Annotated in this window: 17 protein-coding genes; 12 read left to right on the top strand and 5 right to left on the bottom strand. The window is 71.6% G+C overall.

Annotated features, from left to right (window positions below; translation table 11 throughout):
- Positions 1-312 precede the first annotated feature (312 nt).
- From ACZ5PB_RS42545 to ACZ5PB_RS42555, 3 genes are read right to left on the bottom strand one after another with little or no spacing between them, the layout of a single operon-like run.
- Positions 313-1,641, bottom strand: coding sequence for a coenzyme F420-0:L-glutamate ligase (locus tag ACZ5PB_RS42545; RefSeq protein ID WP_468699025.1), 1,329 nt, complete (start codon positions 1,639-1,641; stop codon positions 313-315).
- Positions 1,638-2,594: a 2-phospho-L-lactate transferase gene (cofD, locus tag ACZ5PB_RS42550; protein ID WP_468699027.1), complete on the bottom strand. Its 957-nt coding sequence runs from the start codon at positions 2,592-2,594 to the stop codon at positions 1,638-1,640. Before cofD ends, ACZ5PB_RS42545 begins: the two co-directional genes overlap by 4 nt.
- Before the next feature lie 13 nt (positions 2,595-2,607).
- Positions 2,608-3,168, bottom strand: coding sequence for a cysteine dioxygenase (locus ACZ5PB_RS42555; RefSeq protein WP_468699029.1), 561 nt, complete (start codon positions 3,166-3,168; stop codon positions 2,608-2,610).
- A gap of 720 nt (positions 3,169-3,888) precedes the next feature.
- Between ACZ5PB_RS42555 and ACZ5PB_RS42560 the strand changes: the two genes are divergently transcribed.
- The 3 genes from ACZ5PB_RS42560 (at position 3,889) to ACZ5PB_RS42570 (ending at position 9,731) form a co-directional block, all read left to right on the top strand.
- Positions 3,889-4,152 carry a WhiB family transcriptional regulator gene (locus ACZ5PB_RS42560; RefSeq protein ID WP_030927001.1) on the top strand — a complete coding sequence of 88 codons (264 nt, stop codon included), beginning with the start codon at positions 3,889-3,891 and terminating at the stop codon, positions 4,150-4,152.
- Between the two features lie 270 nt (positions 4,153-4,422).
- Positions 4,423-8,214: a glycosyltransferase family 2 protein gene (locus ACZ5PB_RS42565; RefSeq protein WP_468699031.1), complete on the top strand. Its 3,792-nt coding sequence runs from the start codon at positions 4,423-4,425 to the stop codon at positions 8,212-8,214.
- Positions 8,211-9,731, top strand: a complete 1,521-nt coding sequence (locus tag ACZ5PB_RS42570; protein WP_468699032.1) for a DUF5719 family protein — start codon at positions 8,211-8,213, stop codon at positions 9,729-9,731. The genes ACZ5PB_RS42565 and ACZ5PB_RS42570 overlap by 4 nt, the downstream gene beginning before the upstream one ends.
- Before the next feature lie 28 nt (positions 9,732-9,759).
- Here the strand turns inward: ACZ5PB_RS42570 and ACZ5PB_RS42575 are convergent, their stop codons facing one another.
- Entirely contained in the window at positions 9,760-10,287 is a 528-nt protein-coding gene (locus ACZ5PB_RS42575; protein WP_468699046.1) for a metallopeptidase family protein, read from the bottom strand.
- Between the two features lie 274 nt (positions 10,288-10,561).
- Between ACZ5PB_RS42575 and ACZ5PB_RS42580 the strand changes: the two genes are divergently transcribed.
- The 8 genes from ACZ5PB_RS42580 to ACZ5PB_RS42615 all read left to right on the top strand — a co-directional run bounded on the left by ACZ5PB_RS42580 (position 10,562) and on the right by ACZ5PB_RS42615 (position 19,344).
- On the top strand, positions 10,562-10,993 hold the full coding sequence (locus ACZ5PB_RS42580) for a DUF3499 domain-containing protein (RefSeq protein ID WP_468699047.1): 432 nt from the start codon (positions 10,562-10,564) through the stop codon (positions 10,991-10,993).
- Between the two features lie 103 nt (positions 10,994-11,096).
- Positions 11,097-12,458 (top strand): phosphomannomutase/phosphoglucomutase, encoded by a 1,362-nt coding sequence (locus tag ACZ5PB_RS42585; protein WP_468699034.1) that lies wholly within the window; start codon positions 11,097-11,099, stop codon positions 12,456-12,458.
- Between the two features lie 313 nt (positions 12,459-12,771).
- Positions 12,772-12,954, top strand: coding sequence for a Trm112 family protein (locus ACZ5PB_RS42590; protein WP_468699035.1), 183 nt, complete (start codon positions 12,772-12,774; stop codon positions 12,952-12,954).
- A 58-nt stretch (positions 12,955-13,012) separates the two neighbouring features.
- Positions 13,013-14,152 carry an SIS domain-containing protein gene (locus ACZ5PB_RS42595; RefSeq protein ID WP_468699036.1) on the top strand — a complete coding sequence of 380 codons (1,140 nt, stop codon included), beginning with the start codon at positions 13,013-13,015 and terminating at the stop codon, positions 14,150-14,152.
- A gap of 112 nt (positions 14,153-14,264) precedes the next feature.
- Complete coding sequence (manA, locus tag ACZ5PB_RS42600) at positions 14,265-15,473, top strand: mannose-6-phosphate isomerase, class I (RefSeq protein ID WP_468699038.1); 1,209 nt, start codon at positions 14,265-14,267, stop codon at positions 15,471-15,473.
- Between the two features lie 109 nt (positions 15,474-15,582).
- Entirely contained in the window at positions 15,583-16,560 is a 978-nt protein-coding gene (locus ACZ5PB_RS42605) for a cation diffusion facilitator family transporter (RefSeq protein ID WP_468699039.1), read from the top strand.
- 490 nt (positions 16,561-17,050) lie between these two features.
- Entirely contained in the window at positions 17,051-18,508 is a 1,458-nt protein-coding gene (gene ahcY / locus ACZ5PB_RS42610) for an adenosylhomocysteinase (RefSeq protein ID WP_468699040.1), read from the top strand.
- Between the two features lie 188 nt (positions 18,509-18,696).
- On the top strand, positions 18,697-19,344 hold the full coding sequence (locus tag ACZ5PB_RS42615) for a hypothetical protein (RefSeq protein WP_468699041.1): 648 nt from the start codon (positions 18,697-18,699) through the stop codon (positions 19,342-19,344).
- Between the two features lie 9 nt (positions 19,345-19,353).
- On the opposite strand, the gene ACZ5PB_RS42620 is transcribed toward ACZ5PB_RS42615, so the two are convergent.
- Positions 19,354-20,322: an RDD family protein gene (locus ACZ5PB_RS42620; protein WP_468699043.1), complete on the bottom strand. Its 969-nt coding sequence runs from the start codon at positions 20,320-20,322 to the stop codon at positions 19,354-19,356.
- Between the two features lie 126 nt (positions 20,323-20,448).
- On the opposite strand from ACZ5PB_RS42620, the gene ACZ5PB_RS42625 reads away from it, so the two are divergent.
- Positions 20,449-21,456, top strand: a complete 1,008-nt coding sequence (locus ACZ5PB_RS42625; RefSeq protein ID WP_468699045.1) for a stage II sporulation protein M — start codon at positions 20,449-20,451, stop codon at positions 21,454-21,456.
- Positions 21,457-21,771: the final 315 nt, after the last annotated feature.

Raw genomic sequence — 21,771 nt, forward strand, 5'->3', positions numbered from 1 at the left:
CCAAGAACTCACCTGCACATGACCACCGGCCGTGGCCGGGCCCGCCACCTCTGCCCCACCCCGAGGGCCGGCAGCCCACCCACCCCCGCCCACCCCGCACGCGCCGGGGTCTGGGGCAGCGCCCCAGTTTCGGGAAGGGGCGGGGAGGGGAAACGCCCGCGCAGCGGACCCCCACCCCACGTACCACCCACCCCCGAGGCAGCGCCCCCCACGCGGCGGCAGCCGCAAATGTCACAGCCGGGAAGGGGCGGGGAGGGGAGAAGCCCCGCGCAGCGGACCCCGCCCCCACCCGCCCCGCGCAACAGCGGACCCTCACCGAGTCGAGATAAACGCCTCCACCTCCCGCTCCCCCCGCCCCCCCGGTACAACCCCCGCCCGGCCCACCGCCACCGCCCCCATCGGATCCCACCCCTCCGGAATCCCCAGCACCTCCCGCACCACATCCCGGCAGAACATCGTCGAAGACACCCACGCCGACCCGAGCCGCTCCCCAGCCAGCGCCACCAGGAAGTTCTGTACGCCGGCCCCCATCGCCACCACGAACATCTCCCGCTCCGCCGCATCCCGCCGCGCGTGCCCGTAGTCGTGGGCGCCGTCCATCACCAGGCACGGCACCACCAGATACGGCGCCCGCCTCAGCACGTCGCCCCGCTTCACCCGCTTCGCGATCGACTCCTCGGACTTGCCGTCCGCCCGCAGGTCGGCGATCCACGCGTCCCGCATGGCGTCCAGCAGCCGTACCCGCGACTCCTCGCTCTCCAGCAGCACGAACCGCCACGGCGTCGTGTGGTGCGGCGCCGGTGCCGTCACCGCCGCAGCGACCGCCCGCCGCACCGCGCCCGGATCGACGGGGTCGTCGGTGAATTCCCGTACCGTGCGGCGCTGTGTGACCGCTTCCCGTACCGCCTCCGACGTCCCGAGCCGGAACATGTCGTCGGCCGCCCCGCGCACCAGCGCCCGCGCCCCCACGTCAGCCGCGTCATCCGCGCCCGCGTGCACCACGTGCGGCAGCCCGCGCACCACCGCCACCGGCAGCCCGTCCGCCTTGCCCTTCACCAGGTCACCGGCGGCAGCCAGCTCGTCCGCCGTCGCCACGATCGTCGCGCTCAGCGGATTGCCGTACGCGTCCGTGCCGCCGCGCAGGTCGTCCAGGACCCGCACCCCGGCGGCCCCGATCGCCACGTCGGTCAGCCCGCTGCGCCACGGCCGCCCGAAGGTGTCCGTGACGACGACGCCGACCTCCACCCCGAGCGCGTCCCGTACGCCGTCCCGGATCGCCCGGGCCGAGGCGTCGGAGTCCTCGGGCAGCAGCAGCACCGTCCCCGCGGGGGTGTTGGAGGCGTCCACCCCGGCCGCCGCCATGACCAGGCCCTGCCGGTTCTCCACGATCCGCAGCGTGCCGCGCCGGGCGACGACCCGTACGGTCTCCGCGTCGATGGCGTCCTCGCGGGAGTCGGCGGCGACGATCCGGCCCTCCGCCTTGCTCACGATCTTGGACGTCACCAGCAGGACGTCCCCGTCGGCCAGCCCGGGCTCCGCGCCGACGATCAGCTTGGCAAGGTCGTCGCCCTGCCGTACCTCCGGCAGCCCCGGGACCGCCCACACCCGGTACTCGGGCCGCTCCACGCGCGCGTCGTTCACGCCCGTACCTCCGAAGCCAGCTCCAGCGCGGCCCGCGCCATCCGGGCGGTCGCCGCCAGGTCGGTCATCATCAGCGGTACGGCACGGCAGCGGATGCCGGCCTCCTCGACCTCCGCGACCGTGCCCGCGTCGACGGTGTCGACCAGCCAGCCGTCCAGCAGCCCCGACCCGTAGTGCTGCGCCACCGCCGCGGCGGTCGACTCCACGCCGACCGCGGCCAGCACCTTGTCGGCCATGCCGCGCACGGGGGCGTCGCCGACGATGGGGGAGAGGCCCACCACCGGCACCCCCGCGTTCGCGATGGCCTCGCGGATGCCGGGGACGGCGAGGATGGTCCCCACGCTCACCACCGGGTTCGACGGCGGGAAGAGGATGACGTCCGCCCCGGCGATGGCCTCCAGGACCCCGGGCGCGGGCTTCGACTGCTCGGCGCCGACCGGCACGACGGCCTGAGCGTCCACCGAGGCGCGCAGCTTCACCCAGTACTCCTGGAAGTGCACCGCCTTGCGCTCGCCGTCCACGTCGACCGCCACGTGCGTCTCGACGCGGTCGTCGGACATCGGGATCAGCCGCACGCCCGGCTGCCACCGCTCGCACAGGGCCTCGGTGACCGCGCTCAGCGGATAGCCCGCGCCGAGCATCTGCGTACGCACGATGTGCGTCGCGAAGTCCCGGTCGCCGAGCCCGAACCACTCGGGCCCGACGCCGTACGCCGCGAGTTCGGACTTGACCTGGAAGGTCTCCTCGGCCCTGCCCCAGCCCTGTTCCTCGTTGATGCCACCGCCGAGGGTGTACATCACCGTGTCCAGATCGGGGCAGACCTTCAGCCCGAACAGATGAATGTCGTCACCGGTATTGCCGATGACAGTGATGTCCGCCTCCGGTGCGGCCTCTTTCAGGCCACGAAGAAAACGAGCACCGCCGATACCGCCTGCCAAGACCACAATGCGCATGCGGAGAAGTCTCTCAGGCAGTACTGACATCCCGTCGGGCAGCCGGGGAAGCAGCCCCGGCGGTCCCGGCAGTCCCGGCAGTCCCGGCGACCGCGACGGCCGTGGCTCCGCCGCCCCCGTACATCGGCATTTCCGTCAGCCCCGGGAAATAGACGTGCAGGCTGACGGCCGGCTCCAGGGAGTCGTTGACGACCTCGTGGACATGGCCGGGGACGGACACGTACTGCGCGCCCGCGCCGAGCTTCCGCGCTCCCCGGTCGTTACGCTCGGTGAGCTCGCCCTGGAGCACGGTGAGGACGCCGGACGACGTGCCGTGGTCGTGCGCCCCGCTGCCCTGGCCGGGCACCCAGCTCAGCAGCCAGACCTCGTAACCGGGTCCGGTGCGCAGCCGGTGGTACCAGCGGGTGGTGGCGTCGTACTCGACGAGGTGGGCCCACTGCGCGCGGTCGGCGGCGATGGTGCGGGCGAGCCCGGCGAATTCGGCCACGGTGGCGGGGTGCTCCTTGGCGGGGGCCAGCAGGTGCGTGACCTCAAGGATGTCGCCGGCGATCTGGAGGTCGCTGTCGCTGTTCATGATGCGGGGGTTCCTCGGCAGGAGAGTGCTGGGGTGTCGCAGAACGGGTGCCGCACGGGTGGGTGCGGGGCGGTGCCGCACCGGGGTGCGAGCGGGGCGCCCTGCACACGGGGTGCGGTGTGCGGAGGGCGGGCGGTTCAGAGCTGGAGCGCGGGTGGCTTCAACAGCTGTGACAGCAACAGTGGCAGCGGATCGGGGCAGCGCTGCGGACCACACGAGTGTGGGTCCGGGTGAGCACTGCGGTCGCTGGCATGAAAACAAAGGTGACGGCCATCGTCACCCGCTGTCAACTCGATGACCGAATTGGGCCTAATGTTTCACCTCTTCCGGTTACGCCGACCGGAGAAAGGTTTGTGCAGCCGCTGACGTGGAGAGACCGCGCTTCATCGCGCTTCGGCCATGCGCATGCGCACCGTTGCCGTCCCGTGATCCGACTGTGATCCGAATCGCTTCGCCGGGTGAACCGCAACAAGATCCATCCGAATCGCGTCTTCTCCTGTGTTCGGGGTACTCGCAAACAGGTCGGTGCCATGTGTCACGGTTTTTGGCGATTTGAACACTTTCTGCATAGCCTTGGTTCCGCAGAGTGAATAACGGGCCCAATAGCAGATCTCGGCTTGACTGCCACGGAGCTACACACTTGTAATTTCACTCGTGTCGTTCGGCCGGATTCGGTAACGGCAACATCACGGGGAAGCAAAAGACAGACGAGGGGCGCACATGACCGAGCTGTTCCAGCAACTGCTGGTCGAGGACGCGGACGAGGAACTCGGCTGGCAGGAGCGCGCATTGTGCGCCCAGACCGATCCCGAGTCCTTCTTCCCCGAGAAGGGCGGTTCCACTCGCGAGGCAAAGAAGGTCTGCCTCGCCTGTGAAGTCCGCTCCGAATGCCTTGAATACGCCCTGTCGAATGACGAACGCTTCGGAATCTGGGGCGGACTGTCGGAACGTGAACGCCGACGACTGAAGAAGGCCGCCGTCTGAGCGATACCGGTCCGGCCCGCCAGGGCAGCCCTCCCTGAGGGACCCCGGCCGCCGCCGCAGCAAAACAGCACAAGGTCGTACACAAGAGACGGTCCGCCGCCTGCCCCTTCCCCGCAGGCGGCGGACCGTCCGTATGTGCAGCCGTTAGTGTGGGCCGCTGTCCAGCGATCGCACCCGACGCCCCCCAAGGGCACGCGCGTGCACCGCAGTCAGCTACACCAGCCTTCCGGGGGGCGACCCCCGGACCCCGGCCGGAGGGCCCGTACGTCGATGTCCGTCAGCCAATCAACGGCCCCGTACGCGGCCGCCGCCACCCCGCCCGAGTTCCCCCGGCACGTCGTCACCGCCGTACTCGTCTCCCATGACGGTGCGCGCTGGCTGCCCGACGTACTGAGCGGACTGCTCGGCCAGGAACGCCCCGTGCAGAACGCGGTCGCCGCCGACACCGGCAGCGCCGACGACTCCGCCCGCCTCGTCTCCGAGGCCCTGGGCGACGAGCGGGTCCTGCACCTCGCCCGCCGTACCGGCTTCGGTACGGCCGTGGAGGAGGCGGTCCGCACGGCGGGGGTCCTCACCCCCGAGGAACTCCCGTACCTGAAGAAGCCCAGCGGCTGGGACCCCGTCAGCAGGCAGTGGCGCGACGACGCCTACGACATGCCCGACCTGCCGCACGGCGAGCCCGTCCAGTGGCTGTGGCTGCTGCACGACGACAGCGCGCCCGCCCCCGACGCCCTCGCCGAACTGCTGCGGGTCGCCGACTCGGACCCTTATGCCGCGGTCGTCGGACCCAAACTCCGCGGCTGGTACGACAAGAAGCAACTTCTTGAGGTCGGCGTCTCCATCGCCAACAGCGGCCGCCGCTGGACCGGCCTGGACCGCCGCGAACAGGACCAGGGCCAGCACGACCAGGTCCGCTCCGTGCTCTCCGTCTCCAGCGCCGGCATGCTGGTGCGCCGCGACGTCTGGGAACAGCTCGGCGGCTTCGACCGCCGGCTGCCCCTGATGCGTGACGACGTCGACCTGTGCTGGCGCGCGCACGCGGCCGGACACCACGTCCTGGTCGCCCCCGACGCCGTCCTGCGGCACGCCGAGGCCGCCGCCCGCGAGCGCCGTACGGTCGACTGCGCGGGACGCAACGTCGCCAACCCGCACCGCGTCGACAAGTCGGGCGCCGTTTACACGATGCTCGCCAACGCACGCGGCGCGGTACTGCCCTACGTGCTGCTGCGCCTCGTCGTCGGCACCGTACTGAGAACCCTCGCCTACCTCGTCGGCAAGGTGCCGGGACAGGCCGTCGACGAGGTCACCGGCCTCCTGGGCGTACTGCTGCGCCCCGGCAGGATCCTCGCCGCCCGCAAGGCCAGGGGCAAGGGCACCGTCGAGGCGAGCGAACTGCGCCCGCTGTTCCCGCCGCCCGGCGCCACCGTCCGCGCCACCGTCGAACAGGTCGCCGGATCCTTCGGCGGCAGCGCCGACGCCGACTCCGGCGGCTCCCGCCACGGCGCCGTCGAGAGCGGCCCCGGCGGCGACGACGCCGACTTCATGGAGATCGAGCAGTTCGCCCGGGTCAAGAAGGTCGCCCGCAAACCGGGACCGGTCCTCTTCGCCCTGCTGCTGCTCGTCTCCCTGATCGCCTGCCGAGGCCTCCTGGGCAGCGGCTCCCTCGCGGGCGGCGCACTCCTGCCCTCCCCGGAGGGCGCGTCCGAACTCTGGGCCCGCTTCGCCCACGCCTGGCACCCCACCGGCACCGGCGGCACCCAGACCGCCCCGCCCTACCTCGCCCTCCTCGCCGGTCTGGCCGGCCTCCTCCTGGGCTCGACCAACGCTGCCCTGACGGTGCTCCTCGTCTGCTCCGTACCGCTGGCCGGCCTCGCCGCGTACTTCGCCTCCCGGCCGCTCGTCGAATCCCGGCTGCTGCGCGCCTGGGCGTCCGTCGCCTACGCCTTCCTGCCCGCCGTCACCGGCGCCCTGGCGGGCGGCCGCATCGGCACCGCCGTACTCGCCGTACTGCTGCCGCTGATCGCCCGCTGCGCGGTGTCCGCGAGCGGCGCGCGCAGCGCGGGCGGTGCGCGCTCCAGCTGGCGCTCGGTGTGGGCGTACGCGCTGCTGCTGAGCATCGCGACGGCCTTCACCCCGGTCGTGTGGCCGCTGGCGGTCCTGCTCGGCATCGGCGTCCTGGTGCTGCGGCGCGACGAACTCGTCCCGTACGCCCTGCGCTTCGCGGCCGCGGTCGGCACCCCCCTGCTGGTGCTCGCACCCTGGTCGCTGACGCTGCTGACCGACCCGGCGGCCCTGCTGCGCGAGGCCGGACTGTCCTACGGCGCGGGCTCCGCCACCGCCCTGGACCTGCTCGGCATCAGCCCCGGCGGACCCAAGACGGCCGGCGGACTGCTGCTCATCGGCATCGTTCTGGCCGCCCTGGCGGCCCTGCTGCGCGGCGAGCGCCAGTTCGCGATCCGCTCCGCCTGGGTGGTCGCCCTGCTCGCCCTCGTCCTGGCCGTACTGACCAACCGGGACGGCTGGGCCGGACCCGCCACGCTGGTCTACGGCCTCGCCCTGATCGCCGCCACCGTGCTCGGCGCGGACGGCGCGCGCGAGCGGGTCGCCTCGCAGAACTTCGGCTGGCGCCAGCCGGTCGCCGTACTCATCGCCTTCGCGGCGGCCGCCGGACCCGTACTGGCCGCCGCCGGCTGGATGTTCACCGGCGCCGACGACCCGCTCGGCCGCCGCGACCCGGTCCAGGTGCCCGCCTTCGTCGCGGAGGAGAGCACCACCCGCGACCAGCCCCGCACCCTGGTGCTCGGCGCAGGCTCCGCGGGGTCGGTCCAGTACTCGCTCGTACGAGGCTCCGGCGGCCGGCTCGGCGACGCGGAACTGACCGGCGCGGCCGGGGACACCCCCCAGCTCGACAAGATCGTCTCCAACCTGGTCGCGGGCTCCGGCGCCGACCAGGCCGGCCAGCTCGGCGGATTCGCCGTCCGCTACGTCCTCGTACGGGACGGGGCGCCCCGTGAGATGAGCCGTGTGCTCGACTCGACGCCGGGCATCAGCCGGCTCAGCCAGCTCGACGGCAGCGCCCTGTGGCGGGTCGACCGCCAGGTCGCCCGGCTCATGGTCGTACCGCCGGGCGAAGGCGCGGACCCCGTCCCGGTCCCCTCCCAGGCCATCGAGGCGCACAGCACGGTCCCGGAAGGCCGGGCGGGCCGCGTACTGCGCCTCGCGGACACGGCCGCACCCGGCTGGAAGGCGGTGTTCAACGGCCGCGAGCTCACCAAGAAGACCGTCGACGGCTGGGCACAGGGCTTCGAACTGCCCGCCGAGAGCGGCAAGCTGGACCTCACCTACGAGGCCCCGGTCACCCGCACCGCCTGGCTGTGGGCCCAGGGCGCGCTCGCCGTCCTCCTGGTGATCCTGGCGCTGCCGGGCCGCCGCCGCGAGATCGACGACGACCTGCCCGAGGAGGCCGCGCCGGACTTCCCGGCGGAGCCGGTGGAGGGCGAGGGCCGCAGGGCCCGCCGGCTGCGCGCCGCCGCCGAGGCGGAGGCCGAGCAGGAGGAGCCCGCGACCCCGGTCGCGGACCCGTACGCCTCGCCGTACCCCACGCCCGGCTTCGACCGGCAGGGCGACCACCAGGAGACGTACGCGCCGGTGCCCCAGCAGGCGTCGTACGGCGAATGGGACGGCCAGGCCTACGCGAACGCGGAGTACGGGCAGCAACAGCACGGGCAGCAACAGGGTCAGCAACAGCACGGTCAGCAGCAGTACGGCCAGGGCGAGTACACCCAGGACCCGTACCAGCAGCAGGGCTACGCGGAGGGCCAGTACGACCCCTACGGCTACGCACAGCAGCAGCACTCGCCGCAGCAGCAGTCGCAGGACCCCTCCGAGGGGCAGCAGGCGTACGACCCGTACGCGGGCGGCGGCTACGGCGGCGGACCGGGACAGCCCGAGCAGCCGTCGTACGACCCCGGCCCGCAGCCCCCCTACGATCCCGCAGACCAGCAGCGCGCGTACGACCAGGACAACGGCCTGCAGCGCCCCGACGGGAGCAACAACCGATGAACCGCAGCACCCTCTCCCTGATCGCCGCAGTGACCGCTCTCGCCGCAGTGACCGGTTTCGCCGCACTCACGACGCCGGACACCGCCTCCGGCACGGACGACGCGAAGACGGCGCGGTCGGAGGCGGCCCGGCTGCCGGTGGAGCGCTCCAGCCTGCTGTGCCCCGCGCCCAGCAACTCGGACCTGGCGGAGACGACGTACACCTCCTTCACCCCGAAGACCGAGGGCAAGGGGGCCGGGGGAGCCGGAGCCGGGGGAGCCGCCAAGCAGGGCTCGGCCAAGCTGCTCGCCCCCGGCGACAAGGCCGAGGCGGGCAAGAAGCCGTTCGTCTCCCTCACGGAGCCGGGCAAGCCCGTCACGGCGACCACGAACGGCGCGGAGGCCCCGGCCCTCGTCGGCACCGCCGACGGCACTCTCGCGCCCGGCTGGGCCGCCCAGCAGACCACCATGGTCACCGCCGGGAACTACCGGGGGGCACTCGGGCTGAGCTGCTCCGCACCGGACACCGACTTCTGGTTCCCCGGGGTGAGCACCGCCACCGCGCGCCAGGACTACGTCCACCTCACCAACCCGGACGACTCCGCGGCCGTCGCCGACGTACGGCTCTACGGCCCCGAAGGGCTCCTGAAGTCCGAGGCGGGGGAGGGCATCACCGTCCCGCCGCGCTCCAGCGTCCCGGTACTGCTGTCCACGCTGTCCCCCACACGGGTGACCGACGGGACCGTGCACGTCACCACGCGCTCGGGCCGGGTGGCCGCCGCCGTACAGGCCAGTGAGGACAAGGTGGGCAGCGACTGGCTGAGCGCCTCCGCGGACCCGGCCGGCAGCGTGGTCATCCCCGGCATCCCGGCCGACGCCACGAACGTACGACTGGTGCTGTTCGCCACCGGTGACGACGACGCCGACCTGAAGGTGAAGCTGGCGCGTGCCAACGGCTCCATCACCCCGGCCGGGGCGGAGTCGGTGCACGTCAAGTCGGGCATGACCACCTCGCTCGACCTGCGCAACGTCTCCCAGGGCGAGGCGGGCGCCCTGGTGCTGACCCCGTCGGCCCAGAACGGCCGGGGCGCCCCGGTGGTGGCCGCGGTGCGCATCGTGCGCGGCACCAAGACCAACCAGGAGGTCGGCTTCGTCCCGGCGACCGCCCCGGTGGGCGCCCGCTCCACGGCGGCCGACAACCGGGCCCAGGGCTCGGTCCTGTCGCTGACCGCACCCGGTGCGGCGGGCGAGGTGAAGGTGACCGCGTCGCCGGGCAGCGGCGGCGGCGAGAGCGTCGTCAAGACGTACAAGATCAAGTCCGGTACGACGCAGTCGGTGACGGCCCCCGTGCCGACCGGCCTCAAGGGCAACTACGCGCTGACCGTCGAGACGGTCTCGGGCGGCCCCGTGCACGCGTCGCGGATGCTCCAGTTCCAGAAGGGCAGCATCCCGATGTTCACCATCCAGGCGATGCCCGACGACAAGGGGACGGTGGTCGTGCCGCGCGCGGAGAACGACCTGTCGGTCCTGGACGACTGAGGCCTCGGGCCTGACGGCTGTGGACCGGTCAGTCCTGCCCGTACCGGGGATCGACCGACTCGGGAGTCAGCCCGAGCAGCTCCGCGACCTGCTCCACCACGACCTCGTGCACCAGCAGCGCCCGCTCGTCCCGGCTCTTGGTACGGATCTCCACGGGCCGCCGGTAGACCACCACGCGCGCGGGGCGGTCGTCCGCCGAGGCGATCACCCCGCCGAGCGGCACCGGTTCGTCCGACCACTCCCCGGACCCGGAGCCGGACCCGTCCGCGTCCCGGGTGCGGGGCACGTCCACGACCAGGAAGTCGACCTCCGCCAACTGCGGCCAGCGCCGCTCCAGGCGCTCCACGGAGTCCTGTACGAGATCGCCGAACACCTCCGCCCTGCTGGCCGAGAGCGGCACCTGCGGCGGGGCCACCGGGCCGCGCATGCCGCGGCCGTGGCGGTCGCGCCTGCGCGGCCGGGGCCCTGCGGGGTGCGGGTCGGCGGGCTGCGGGTCGGCGGGGTGCGGGCCTGCGGGGTGCGGCTCGGGGGATCGGTGCGGTCCGGAACTGTCCATCACTGACGCAGCGTAGCCCTCCCGGGAGCGAGACGAACCAGCTCCCGCCAGGGGCCTCGACCGGGTGCCCAATTGTCGCCAGGTGATCATTTCAGCCAAGTCGGGGCTCGATATCGCACTGTTAACGACCATCGAACACACCTTGGTTGACACCTTTGTCGTCATTCGCGCCCAAGGCACCGAGGGTGACGCTTCGGCCGTCCGTGCCTCCCCGCAGGTCAGACCGGTCTCCCCGGAGCCGTTCGCGGCAGCCGCCCCCGGACGACACGGTGGAGTGACGTCGGGGGAGAGTCGTCGCGGCCCGTTCAAGAGTGCGGTACCGTCCAACGTCGTGAGCCCTGTACGTCGCTGTTCGCGCACCGCGTGCGGCCGCCCTGCTGTCGCGACACTGACGTACGTCTACGCGGACTCGACCGCAGTCCTCGGTCCGCTCGCCACCTACGCCGAGCCCCACTGCTACGACCTGTGCGCCGAGCACTCGGATCGGCTGACCGCCCCCCGAGGCTGGGACGTGGTCCGGCTCACCGACGGCTCGGCCCCGGCCCGCCCCAGCGGTGACGACCTGGAAGCCCTCGCCAACGCCGTCCGCGAAGCCGCCAGGCCGCACGACGCACCCACGGACCCCGACGGCACCGGCGCACGCACGGCGAACCCCGCGTCCGCCGCCCGCCGCGGCCACTTGAGAGTGCTCCGCTCCCCCGAATAACGGCCGCCCCCTTCGGCCAGCTCTTCACAAGGTCGGCAGGGCCTGAAGAACCCCCGTTCGGGGTAGTTTGGGTGGCCCAACAGGACTTAATGGAGGGGTGGCCGTGGCTGCTGATCTGTCGCAGATCGTCAAGGCGTACGACATTCGTGGAGTGGTCCCCGACCAGTGGGACGAGGCTCTCGCGGAGCTCTTCGGAGCCGCTTTCGTACGGGTCACGGGTGCGGACGCGATCGCGGTCGGCCACGACATGCGCCCCTCCTCGCCGGGCCTGTCCCGGGCCTTCGCCCGAGGTGCCGCGGCCCTCGGCGCGGACGTCACCGAGATCGGCCTCTGCTCGACGGACCAGCTGTACTACGCGTCGGGCGCGCTGGACCTGCCGGGCGCGATGTTCACCGCCTCGCACAACCCGGCCCAGTACAACGGCATCAAGCTGTGCCGGGCGGGCGCCGCCCCGATCGGCCAGGACACCGGCCTCGCGGAGATCCGCGCGCTGGTCGAGGAATGGTCGGAGACCGGAGCCCCCGCCCCGGCCGCCACTCCGGGCACGCTCACCTCCCGCGACACCCTGACCGACTACGCGGCCCACCTCCTCTCCCTCGTCGACCTCTCCTCCGTCCGCCCCCTGAAGGTCGTGGTCGACGCGGGCAACGGCATGGGCGGCCACACGGTGCCCACCGTCTTCGCCTCCCTCCCCCTGACCCTGATCCCGATGTACTTCGAGCTCGACGGCACCTTCCCGAACCACGAGGCCAACCCGCTCGACCCGAAAAACATCGTCGACCTCCAGGCCCGCGTACTCGCCGAGGGTGCCGACCTCGGCCTGGCCTTCGACGGTGACGCCGACCGCTGCTTCGTGGTCGACGAGCGAGGCCAGGGCGTCTCCCCCTCCGCGATCACGGCGCTGGTGGCCGCCCGTGAGCTGGCCCGCAACGGCGGCAGCGGCACGGTGATCCACAACCTGATCACCTCCTGGTCGGTTCCCGAGGTGGTCCGCGAGCACGGCGGCACCCCGGTCCGCACCCGGGTCGGCCACTCCTTCATCAAGCAGGAGATGGCGAACTCGGGCGCGATCTTCGGCGGCGAACACTCCGCGCACTACTACTTCAAGGACTTCTGGAACGCGGACACCGGCATGCTCGCCGCCCTGCACGTCCTGGCGGCCCTCGGCGGCCAGGAAGGCCCCCTCTCCACCCTGGTCTCCTCGTACGACCGCTACTCGGGCTCCGGCGAGATCAACTCCACCGTCGCCGACCAGACCGCCAGCACCGCCAAGGTCTCCGCCGCCTTCGCCTCCCTGGACGGCATCACCCTCGACCACCTCGACGGCCTGACCGTCTCGTCCGCCGACTGGTGGTTCAACCTCCGCCCGTCGAACACGGAACCCCTCCTACGCCTCAACGTAGAAGCCCGAGACGAACCCACCATGCAAAAAATCCGCAACCAAGTCCTCACCCTCCTCCACTAACCCCGCCCCGCCCCCTTGGGTGACGGCGCCGCCCGGCGAGCCCCTTCGGGCGGCGAAGCCGCCTACGCCCCCGCCCCCTTGGGCGGCGGGGCCGCCCCCCGGGGGCGGAACGGGCGGGCAAGGGGGCGGCCCCCGGCGGAGCCGCACAACTCGCCCCCGCCCCACCCCCGCCATGGCCCCGACCCCCACCACGGCCCCCACCCCGAAGCGACCCCCACCCCACCCCACCCCAGCGGTACGCTGACCAGGCACGGACCACCCCCGCCCCCACGCCCCGCCCCACCCACCCACACCCCGCGAAGGAACCCCCCTCATGCCCCTCGAAGCCGGCCTCCTGGAGATCCTCGCCTGCCCCGCCTGCCATGCCCCCCTCACGGACGAAACGGCAGCCCCCACCCCCACCCTCACCTGCACCAGCAAGGACTGCGGCCTGGCCTACCCGGTCCGCGACGGAATCCCCGTCCTCCTCGTGGACGAAGCCCACCGCCCCGCCTGACAATTCGAGGCCAGACACCCGCACCGCATCCCCGCAAGGCGATCGGAGGCTCCACCCCATGCTCGACGAGTCGCTGCTAGACGCCCCGGAAGCACTGGCCCGCGCCGACCACCGCGGCCTCCTCCGCGGCGCGGCCGAAGCCGGCGCCCGAGTACGCACCGCCGCCCGGCACGCCACCGAGGCCGGCCTCGCCGAGCTCAAGCCGGAGGGCCGCCCCCGCGCCGTACTGATCGCGGGCCCGGGCGTCGCCGCCACGGGCGTCGCCGACCTGCTGGGCACCCTCGCCGGTGCCGCCTGCCCGGTGACCCGCCTGCACCCGACCGGCGTGGCCCCCGCAGCGGGCGCCCTGCGCTGGACGCTCCCCGGCTGGGCCGGCTCCGTCGACCTCCTCCTGATCGTCACGACGGACGGCGCCGAGCCCGGCCTCGCGCTCCTCGCCGAACAGGCCTACCGCCGCGGCTGCACCGTCGTCGCCGTCGCCCCGCAGCGCTCCCCGCTGAGCGAGTCCGTCAACGGGGTGCACGGCATGGTCGTCCCCATGGCGACCGCCCCGTACGAGGAGTACGACCAGGGCACCACCGCGGGCCCCGGCGCCCTCTGGGCACTGCTCACCCCGCTCCTGGTCCTCCTCGACCGCGTCGGCCTCCTCTCCGCACCCCCGGACACGCTCCAGCTCGTCGCGGACCGCCTCGACCACACCGCCGAGCGCTGCGGCCCGGCCCTGGTGACGTACAGCAACCCGGCCAAGACCCTCGCCGCGGAACTGTCCGACTCACTCCCGCTGGTCTGGACCGAAGGCACCGTGGCGGGGCCGGTCGGCCGCCGGTTCGCCGCCGTCCTGGCCGAGCTCGCCGGCCGCCCGGCCCTCGCCGCCGAACTCCCGGAAGCCCTGCCCGCCCACGGCATGCTCCTCGCCGGCACCTATGCCGCAGGGGCCGACCCGGACGACTTCTTCCGGGACCGCGTGGACGATCCACAGGCCCTGCGCGCCCGCGTGGTCCTGCTGCGCGACCGCCCCACCGGCGGACTCTCCGCAGCCCCCGCGGCCCGCGAACTGGCCCTCGGCCACGAGACGGCCCTCAGCGAACTCGAACCCGAGGAGGGCAGCGAGCTGGAAAGCCTCGCCGAACTCCTCACCGTCACCGACTTCGCGGCCGCCTACCTCTCCCTCGCCGCCTCCGCACTCCCCACCGACTGACCCCTCGGACCGCCTCCTCTCCTACCTCACCTCCTCCTCACCCAGGCAATGCCCCGGCCTCCCGCGCCGCCTCCCCGGCGCCCCACGGCCCTCGGACCGGAAAGAGCCACCCATGGACCGCCTCGCCAACACCGTGCGCCCCTACGCCTGGGGTTCCGTGACCGCCATCCCGGAACTCCTCGGCACCGAGCCCACGGGCGAGCCACAGGCCGAGATGTGGATGGGCGCCCACCCGGGAGCCCCCTCCCGCGTCTCCCGCGCGCAGGCCGGCGGTACGGCGGAGTCCCAGGCACTCTCCGACGTGATCGCGGCGGACCCCGACACGGAACTCGGCCCGGAAGCGGTGAAGAAGTTCGGCCCGCGACTGCCGTTCCTCCTCAAGCTGCTCGCCGCCGGAGCACCGCTCTCGCTCCAGGTCCACCCGAACCTCGCCCAGGCGCAGGAGGGATACGCCGACGAGGAACGCCGCCAGGTCCCGGTCGACGCCCCGTACCGCAACTACAAGGACGCCAACCACAAGCCCGAACTGATCTGCGCACTCACCGAGTTCAACGGGCTGTGCGGCTTCCGGGTTCCCGCCGAATCGGCCGAGATCCTCGAATCGCTCGGCGTCGATTCCCTCAAGCCGTACGCCGACCTGCTGCGCGCCCGCCCGGAGGAAGCCGCACTCCGCGAGGTCCTCACCGCCGTACTGACCGCCGACCCCGCCGAGATGGCCGCCACGGTCACCGAGACCGCCGCCGCGGCCGAGCGCCTGGCCGCCGCCCCCGGCACCCCGCCCCGCCTGGCAGCCACGTACGCGATGTACTCCTCGCTCGCCCACCACTATCCGGGCGACCCCGGCGTCCTGGCCGCAGCCCTCCTCAACCACGTCCAACTCCAGCCGGGCGAAGCCCTGTTCCTCGGCGCCGGAGTCCCGCACGCCTACCTCGACGGCCTGGGCGTGGAGATCATGGCGAACTCCGACAACGTGCTCCGCTGCGGCCTCACCCCCAAGCACGTCGACGTCCCCGAACTCCTGCGCATCGTCCGCTTCGCGGCCACCGACCCCGGCGTCCAGCGCCCGGAGGCCTCACCCGAGGGCGAAGAGCTCTACGCGACCCCGATCGACGAGTTCCGCCTCTCCCGCTACGTCCTGCCGGAAGGCGCCGCTCCGATCCATCTCCCGGCCGGTGCCCCGCAGATCCTCCTGTGCACGGCCGGCTCCCCGCGCACAGGCGAATTCACCCTTGCCCCAGGCCAGTCCGTCTTCGTACCGGCAGGCGAAATGGCCGAACTGTCCGGTACCGGTACGGTTTTCCGCGCCACCGTGGTGGTCTGACGCACCGACGGTCCCTTCGGTTGCTCCAAGCTGCAACAATGTGCGGCCGTACGTACCCCGCGGCGCTCGGGCCGCAGTATCCAGGACATCCAGGAAGGACCCTGCACCCATGAGCGCGTCAGGCGGAACAAAGGCGATCGTGGCGGCACTCGCCGCCAACCTCGCGATTGCCGTGGCCAAGTTCGTCGCCTTCCTCTTCAGTGGCTCCTCCTCGATGCTCGCGGAGAGCGTGCACTCGCTGGCCGACTCCGGCAACCAGGGACTGCTCCTCCTCGGCGGCAAGAAGGCCCAGCGCGAAGCCACCCCGCAACACCCCTTCGGCTACGGCCGCGAGCGCTACATCTACGCGTTCCTGGTCTCCATCGTGCTCTTCACCGTCGGCGGCATGTTCGCCATCTACGAGGGCTACGAGAAGATCCACGACCCGCACAAGATCGAGGCCTGGTACTGGCCGGTCGGCGTCCTGGTCTTCGCGATCATCGCCGAGAGCTTCTCCTTCCGCACGGCCATCAAGGAGTCCAACCTCACCCGGGGCAAGCAGTCCTGGAAGGACTTCATCCGCCGCGCCAAGGCCCCCGAGCTCCCCGTCGTCCTCCTGGAGGACCTCGGCGCCCTGGTCGGTCTGGTCCTCGCGCTCATCGGCGTCAGCCTCGCCCTGGTCACCGGCAACGGCGTCTGGGACGGCATCGGCACCCTCTGCATCGGCATCCTGCTGATCATCATCGCGGTCGTCCTCGCCGCCGAGACCAAGTCGCTGCTGCTCGGCGAGGCCGCGGGCACCGACGAGGTCGAGAAGATCAAGGCCGCGGTCGTCGACGGCGACACCGTCACCCGCGTCATCCACATGCGCACGCTCCACCTCGGCCCCGAGGAGCTCCTCGTCGCCGCCAAGATCGCCGTCGAGCACGACGACACGGCCGCCGAGGTCGCCGCCGCGATCAACGCCGCCGAGGAGCGCATCCGCGCCGCGGTCCCGATCGCCCGGGTCATCTACCTGGAGCCGGACATCTTCAGCGAAGCGGCAGCCGCCGCGGGCGAGAACCCGGGCCGCACCCCGGGCGGCCCGCCCACCGCGCCGGCCCACTGACCCACCCGCCCGTCACCCCGAAGGCCCCCGCCCCACCAGGCGGGGGCCTTCCGCACTCCCGGCCTACTCCCGCCCCCCTGCCCCTCCCGGATCACGCACAAAATTTTCAGCCCCACCCCACAGCCCCCCGCCACAACCCCGGAACAAGCCCCTCCTCCCACGCCCGACCTGCGGCATGTCCCCCTCCCAGGCGAACTCCGCCACCACGTCCCGGCCTCCCTAAAGTCCCGAACAAGCTGAATTGCCCATACCTGGAACGCGAATTCCGGCCAGGATCACACCGGGGGTGGACTGGGGTCGGCTGGGCCGATCGGTGTAGGTTCGTAACCTAGCCAGACGTCGCTGCTGATGGCGGTCGGGCGGTCCGTGGACCGGCCGAGGGAGAGAGGGCCTCCGACGGACTGCGCTGCGAGTGTCCCGGGCATTCGTATGCCCGCCGCCGCAGATCAGCCGCAACCACCTCGAACCACCTCACGAGGAGCAGCACTTCATGACGACTGTCGCCACCGGCCAGGACTTCAAGGTCGCCGACCTCTCCCTCGCCGCCTTCGGCCGCAAGGAGATCACTCTCGCCGAGCACGAGATGCCCGGCCTGATGTCGATCCGCAAGGAATTCGCCGCCAGCCAGCCGCTGGCCGGCGCCCGGATCATGGGTTCCCTGCACATGACCGTGCAGACCGCAGTACTCATCGAGACCCTGGTCGCCCTCGGCGCCGAGGTCCGCTGGGTGTCCTGCAACATCTTCTCCACCCAGGACCACGCGGCCGCCGCCGTCGCCGTCGGCCCGAACGGAACCCCGGACAACCCGCAGGGCATCCCGGTCTTCGCCTGGAAGGGCGAGACGCTGGAGGAGTACTGGTGGTGCACGGAGCAGGCGCTGACCTGGCCGAACACCCCCACCGGCGGCCCGAACATGATCCTCGACGACGGTGGCGATGCCACCCTCCTCGTCCACAAGGGCGTCGAGTACGAGAAGGCCGGCAAGGTCCCCTCGCCCGACACCGCCGAGAACGACGAGCACCGCGTCATCCTGCAGCTCCTCAACCGCACCATCACCGAGGGCTCGCAGAAGTGGACCCAGCTCGCCTCCGAGATCCGCGGCGTGACCGAGGAGACCACCACGGGTGTGCACCGTCTGTACGAGATGCACCGTGACGGCACCCTGCTGTTCCCCGCGATCAACGTCAACGACGCCGTCACCAAGTCGAAGTTCGACAACAAGTACGGCTGCCGCCACTCCCTGATCGACGGCATCAACCGCGCCACCGACGTCCTCATCGGCGGCAAGGTCGCGGTCGTCTTCGGCTACGGCGACGTCGGCAAGGGCTGCGCGGAGTCCCTGCGCGGCCAGGGCGCCCGAGTGATCATCACCGAGATCGACCCCATCTGCGCCCTCCAGGCCGCGATGGACGGATACCAGGTCTCGACGCTGGACGACGTGGTCGGCATCGCCGACATCTTCGTCACCACGACGGGCAACAAGGACATCATCATGGCCTCGGACATGGCCAAGATGAAGCACCAGGCCATCGTCGGCAACATCGGCCACTTCGACAACGAGATCGACATGGCCGGTCTCGCCAAGATCGACGGCATCGTCAAGGACGAGGTCAAGCCGCAGGTCCACACCTGGACGTTCCCGGACGGCAAGGTCCTGATCGTCCTGTCCGAGGGCCGCCTGCTCAACCTGGGCAACGCGACCGGCCACCCGTCCTTCGTGATGTCCAACTCCTTCGCGGACCAGACGCTGGCCCAGATCGAGCTGTTCACCAAGCAGGAGGAGTACCCGACCGACGTCTACGTGCTGCCCAAGCACCTCGACGAGAAGGTCGCCCGCCTCCACCTCGACGCCCTCGGCGTCAAGCTCACGACCCTCCGCAAGGAGCAGGCCGACTACATCGGCGTCCCGGTCGAGGGCCCGTACAAGCCGGACCACTACCGCTACTGAGCAACCGGCACCACGCCGCCCAGCAGCAGTAGACAGTTCCACCCACGGCCCCACCCGCGCCACGTGACAGCAGCAGCCCGCCTCCTGCTGTCACCCGGCCCGGGCACCGGCTGTCAGGCAGGCCCCCGGACTCCGCTCCGGGGGCCTGCCCCGTGCCCGGCCCAGAAAGACCCGAGGACCCCGCCCCCATGCCCCGTGGCCGTTATTCGCTCCACGACACCCACGACCACACCCCTCTCGGCGAAGAACACTTCCACTGCGCACCAGGCCCCTCCGGCTGGCGCTACGTCTCCCAGACCACCACCCCCTCCGGCGACCACGCCGGCTCCGTCGACCTCGCCCTCGACGACCTCGGCCGCCCCATCCGACTCGAACTCCACGCATCGAGCTGGCAGGTACGGGGTGCCGCCATCGACGGCGTCACCTGGGTCCGTACCGACCCGACCGGCGATCACGCCACCGAAGGCAATGTCCGCGCCCACGCCTTCACCGGCACCTCCCCGGCATTCCTCGTCGCCACCGCCCGCCTCCTGCGCCTCACCCCCGCTTCCCCCGTCACCCGCGTCCGCCTGGTCAACTTCACCGACCCGGTCCTGGCCCCCCGCACGATCGACCAGTCCTGGCTCTTGGTGAAAAGCGAAGCACACGCCACTGACAACGGCCCCCTGCTGGTGGACGAATACCAGGTCAACGCCCTGGACACCGGTGAACAACACCAGATCCACATCGCCGGCGACGTCGTCCTCTCCGCCCCGGGCATCGAGCTGGAACACCTGGAGACCCCACCATCGGTCTTCCCCGCCGACCCCACGGACCCCAGCAGCACCGACGCCTAGCCGAACGCCCTAAGCAGGCGGAGCAAACCCAGTTGCCGGCGGCTTGTCCGCCCTCTGCTCCCCATGCTCCCCAGCCGTATCCACCCCGGACACAGGCACAACCACCGGAACCCCACTCCCCGGCACACCGGGCACCCCCGAAGCAGAAGCTCCCGGAGCCGGAGCCGGAGCCCTCACAGCCCAAGCCTCCGCATCGGCACCCCCCTCACCGGAAGCCGACTGCGAATCCGCCGCCCGAAACGCCCGCCGAGCGTCCCGCGCCTGCCGCTCATTGACCACAGCCGCCAAATAGGCAGCCGCAGGCACCCCCTGAGGCACCGGAACCCCGATGAAGCCCGCCAGATCCTGTGCAAGCCGCCCCGCCATGGCTCCGCCCACCTGCGGGTCCAACTGCCGCATCCGCGTCAGGTATTGCCGTACGGCAAGCCAGAGACCATCGGGCACCCGCGACAGATCCAGCCCGGCGAACCGCCCCACCAGCCAAGGCGGCGGAGGCGGCACGGCGTCCGCCCGCCCGGTCGACACCCGCTCCCGCACCACGATCGTCCCGGCGAAGACGTCCCCGACCCGCCGCCCCCGCTCGGAAACCAGCGAGGCGACACAGGCCACCACCCCGAAAGTCATCAGGATCTCCACGACCCCCACCGCACCCCGCACCAGCGCGTGCCGAAACCGGATCGGCCCCCCGTCGTCCCGCACCACCCGCAGCCCACAGGCCAGCTTCCCGAGCGACCGCCCACGCGTCAGCGTCTCCACCGCGATCGGCGCCCCCACGAGCACCAGCAGGAACGAAGCCACCATCACTGCCGCGGTCGCCGCGTCGTCCAACGAGGCAGTGGCCAGCGCCAGCGCCAGCGTGATGCCGATGTACGCGGCCCCCACCACCGACAGATCGATCAGGATCGCCAGCGCCCGGCTCGGCAACCGAGCCGGCCGTACCCCCAGCACGACCGCATCGCCCGTCACGAACTCACTCACCGGTGCCCACCTCTCGCAGCCCTTCCCCACCCCTGAAATCCTCAGTCTGCCAAGCTGATCCTCAGCGCGCGCAGTGCTGTGCCTTCCCGCCGGACCCGGACCCAGTGCCTGGAGCAGCAGCCGACCATGGACCTCGACGTCTTCGTGACCACCCACCACGCCGAGTGGGACCGCCTCGACCAGCTCCTGGGCAGGGGCCGCCGTCTCACCGGCGCCGAGATCGACGAACTGGTCACCCTCTACCAGCGCACCTCCACACACCTCTCCCTCCTCCGGTCCACCACCCCGGACCCCACCCTCATCGCCCGCCTCACCCAACTCGTGGCCCGCGCCCGCGCCGTCGTCACCGGCACCCGCCGCGCCTCCTGGCGCGACGCCGCCCGCTTCCTGACGTCCGGATTCCCCGCCGCCGTCTACCGCTCACGCCGCTGGTGGATTCCCACCGCGCTGCTCTCCACCGCGCTGGCCGTGGTCATCGGCTGGTGGATCACCACCCACCCCGAGGTCCAGGCCTCCATAGGCGCCCCTTCCGACCTCCGCGAGATGACCCGCCCCGGCGGCCAGTACGAGACGTACTACTCCAGCCATCCCGCAGCATCCTTCGCCGCCCAGGTCTGGACGAACAACGCCCAGGCCGCGGCCATGTGCCTGGTCCTCGGAGCGTTCCTCTGCGTCCCGGTCCTGTGGATCCTCTTCCTCAACATGCTCAACCTCGGTGTGGGCATGGGCCTGATGTCCTCCGCCGGCCGACTCGACACCTTCCTCGGCCTGATCCTTCCGCACGGCCTGCTGGAACTCACCGCCGTCTTCGTCGCCGCCGGTACGGGCCTGCGCCTCGGCTGGACCCTCATCGACCCGGGCCCGCGCACCCGCAGGGCCGCCATGGCACAGGAGGGCAGGGCCGCCCTCGGCATGGCGATCGGTCTGGCCCTGGTCCTCTTCGTCTCGGGCGTCATCGAAGGCTTCGTGACCCCCTCCGGCCTCCCGACCTGGGCCCGCATCACCATCGGAGTCACGGCCGAAGTGGCCTTCCTGCTGTACGTGTACGTATGCGGCGGCCGAGCAGCCAGGGCCGGCGAAAGCGGCGATGTGGAACTCGCAGACCGGAACACCGAACTCCCCACCGCCGCGTGATGTGCAAGAAGCCCCTCTGACCTGCTAATCTCCTCATCGCCCCAAAAAACCATTGACATGGTTCGAAGGGGGAGGTAGATTCGAACGGTTGCCTTGAGTTGGACAAACTCGATGGCTGCAAGCTAGAGTCTCCTCGCTCTCACTGGAATATCGATTCCACCGAGAGCCCCTCCGATTCCCTTTCAGAATCACTGAAGCCGATTAGCTCGGCCAAAATGCTTCTGATAGAGTCGGAATCGCCGGAAAGGGAAAACGCGAAAGCGAAGAACCTGGAAAGCACCGAGGAAATCGGCACTGGAAACAGTCTGATAGAGT

This window comes from Streptomyces sp. NPDC032721 (assembly GCF_055579625.1).

Bases quoted from the DNA above. Each gene is read 5' to 3' on its own strand.
- cofD (WP_468699027.1), bottom strand. From the start codon at position 2,594: ATGCGCATTGTGGTCTTGGCAGGCGGTATCGGCGGTGCTCGTTTTCTT.
- ACZ5PB_RS42555 (WP_468699029.1), bottom strand. From the start codon at position 3,168: ATGAACAGCGACAGCGACCTCCAGATCGCCGGCGACATCCTTGAGGTC.
- ACZ5PB_RS42560 (WP_030927001.1), top strand. From the start codon at position 3,889: ATGACCGAGCTGTTCCAGCAACTGCTGGTCGAGGACGCGGACGAGGAA.
- ACZ5PB_RS42565 (WP_468699031.1), top strand. From the start codon at position 4,423: ATGTCCGTCAGCCAATCAACGGCCCCGTACGCGGCCGCCGCCACCCCG.
- ACZ5PB_RS42570 (WP_468699032.1), top strand. From the start codon at position 8,211: ATGAACCGCAGCACCCTCTCCCTGATCGCCGCAGTGACCGCTCTCGCC.
- ACZ5PB_RS42575 (WP_468699046.1), bottom strand. From the start codon at position 10,287: ATGGACAGTTCCGGACCGCACCGATCCCCCGAGCCGCACCCCGCAGGC.
- ACZ5PB_RS42590 (WP_468699035.1), top strand. From the start codon at position 12,772: ATGCCCCTCGAAGCCGGCCTCCTGGAGATCCTCGCCTGCCCCGCCTGC.
- ACZ5PB_RS42595 (WP_468699036.1), top strand. From the start codon at position 13,013: ATGCTCGACGAGTCGCTGCTAGACGCCCCGGAAGCACTGGCCCGCGCC.
- manA (WP_468699038.1), top strand. From the start codon at position 14,265: ATGGACCGCCTCGCCAACACCGTGCGCCCCTACGCCTGGGGTTCCGTG.
- ACZ5PB_RS42605 (WP_468699039.1), top strand. From the start codon at position 15,583: ATGAGCGCGTCAGGCGGAACAAAGGCGATCGTGGCGGCACTCGCCGCC.
- ahcY (WP_468699040.1), top strand. From the start codon at position 17,051: ATGACGACTGTCGCCACCGGCCAGGACTTCAAGGTCGCCGACCTCTCC.
- ACZ5PB_RS42615 (WP_468699041.1), top strand. From the start codon at position 18,697: ATGCCCCGTGGCCGTTATTCGCTCCACGACACCCACGACCACACCCCT.
- ACZ5PB_RS42625 (WP_468699045.1), top strand. From the start codon at position 20,449: ATGGACCTCGACGTCTTCGTGACCACCCACCACGCCGAGTGGGACCGC.